Here is a 1,775-nt window from a genome sequence, read left to right as displayed (position 1 = left end):
ATGTACTCGCTTGTATGGGGCTTACCGGTGTCAACAGATTTCAGATGGCATTGCTCCTTCTGCCTACCGGGATGAGCGGGTGCAGGTCGCCCGCCCATGCGGTTCGTCGGCAGGTTCTTGCCGTCGTTCGATCAGAAGCCAACGACGGCCTGTCGGGCCCCTGTCAATGCCGTCAGCCGCCGAAGGCGGTGGCCGAAGGCCAGCATTGAGAGGGGCCCGACAGGCCGTCATCCTTGACACTCGAAAACGCGTGCTGACAGGCAACAGGAGAACGACCGAGGGGAGCCCGCCTTGGGCGCGAGACATCGCGCCGCGACCTTGTATTCGGTTGGATCGCCTGGGATCCGGACCATGAAGCAGCCATGCGCTTCGGCGGCGAAGCTCCGGGGCGGCGGGCCCATTCTCATCTCGGCATGCAAGCCATGCGAGTACTCGGGTCACCGCCACCTCGGACCGTTGTCAACGCCCTACCGCGGGAGCGCGGCCGGACGCCGAAACTGTATGTGTTTGCCCCACTTGCGGCAGTCAGGCGGCTGGTCGCAGCACGACGCCTTGCGGGACCTCGCCGGTAGCGACCATGCGCCACAAGGCGATGAGCAGCTTTCTGGCGAGGGCGACGATCATGGTTGTCTTGCGCGCACCCTGAGCGGTCCGCGCGCGATACCACTGCACCAGCGCACTCTCCTTCTGGAACCGGAGGAACCGCCAGGCGAGCTGGATCAGGCCGCGGCGCACTCGGGCATTGCCGGACTTGGCCAGCCCCTTCTCTCGCCGTTTGGACCCGCTCTCGTCGGGCGAGCCCGTCAGCCCGGCGTAGCGCGCCACCGCCCTGCGATCTCGCAGGTTCCGCGAGAGTACTTCCTGCACCAGCATGTCCGCCGTCTCGACGCCGACCCCGGTGATGCTGGCCAGCAGGCGCACCATGGCGTGCGGTCCCGTTCTCGGGGCCTGCTCCAGGCGCACCACGCGAGCCTGCTCGATCGCCGCGATCTGCTCGCGCACCATCCCCAACCGCGCCAAGTCGCGCCGAAACTCCTCCAGCGTGTTGGGCGGGATCGGCAGACCCTCCGGCGTGCGCAAAGTCTCGAGGCGTTCCGGCGCCCGGCGCAACTCGGGCTTGAAGCCGCGGATGCCGAGCCGCGCCAGGGCACCCTTCATGCGGTTGACGATACGGGTGCGTTCGCCAACCAGGCTCTCGCGCTCACGGCTTGGCCGCTTGGCGTCCTCCTCCTCGGCTGAGGGCACCGCGACCATCCCGCAGTGCCCCCGCTCGCCACGCAGCCAACCCAGGAACACCCGCATCAGCATCGCCGTGTCGAGCCGGTCGGTCTTCGCCCGCTTGTGCTCGCGCGAGATCGCCACGCTGGTCGGATGAATGACATGCACCTCGATCCCGCGCGAGCGCAGCCATCGTGCCAGCCAGAAGCCATCACGGCCAGCCTCGTAGGCAACCGCGATACGGGTCACCCTGCGTCCGGCCCGGGTCGCTTCCTCCTGCCAACGCTGCAGCAGTCGGAGCAAGGCTTGCTCGTCCGGATCCAGCTTCTTCAACGGCTGGCGCTCAACGCCTGGAACGGCCCCGGCAACCAGCCAACTCGACTGGCTCAACTCGAGCACGGCGACAAGCGTGCTGTCCTGCTCGAGCGGGACAAGGGACCTGCTGAGGTCGTTCGGCTGGGACATGGACCTACTCCATGGATGACTACCTGCGCCGATGGTGCTCCAACCTCGCCGCCTGCCCCATAGCTTCTCATCTACACCGCCAAGCTGAACGA

General features: G+C 67.0%; 1 protein-coding gene. It reads right to left on the bottom strand.

The genetic code is table 11. The annotated features are described in order from the left end of the window. Positions 1-525 precede the first annotated feature (525 nt). Entirely contained in the window at positions 526-1,683 is a 1,158-nt protein-coding gene (locus Q7A36_RS39570; RefSeq protein ID WP_305109280.1) for an IS110 family RNA-guided transposase, read from the bottom strand. Positions 1,684-1,775: the final 92 nt, after the last annotated feature.

This window comes from Paracraurococcus lichenis, from assembly GCF_030657435.1.
GTDB lineage: Bacteria > Pseudomonadota > Alphaproteobacteria > Acetobacterales > Acetobacteraceae > Paracraurococcus > Paracraurococcus lichenis.
Note: the sequence above shows the minus strand (reverse complement) of the source record. Positions and strands in the feature narration are given on the sequence as shown.

Excerpts from the sequence above, each read along its gene's own strand:
- Q7A36_RS39570 (WP_305109280.1), bottom strand. The coding sequence starts at position 1,683 with ATGTCCCAGCCGAACGACCTCAGCAGGTCCCTTGTCCCGCTCGAGCAG.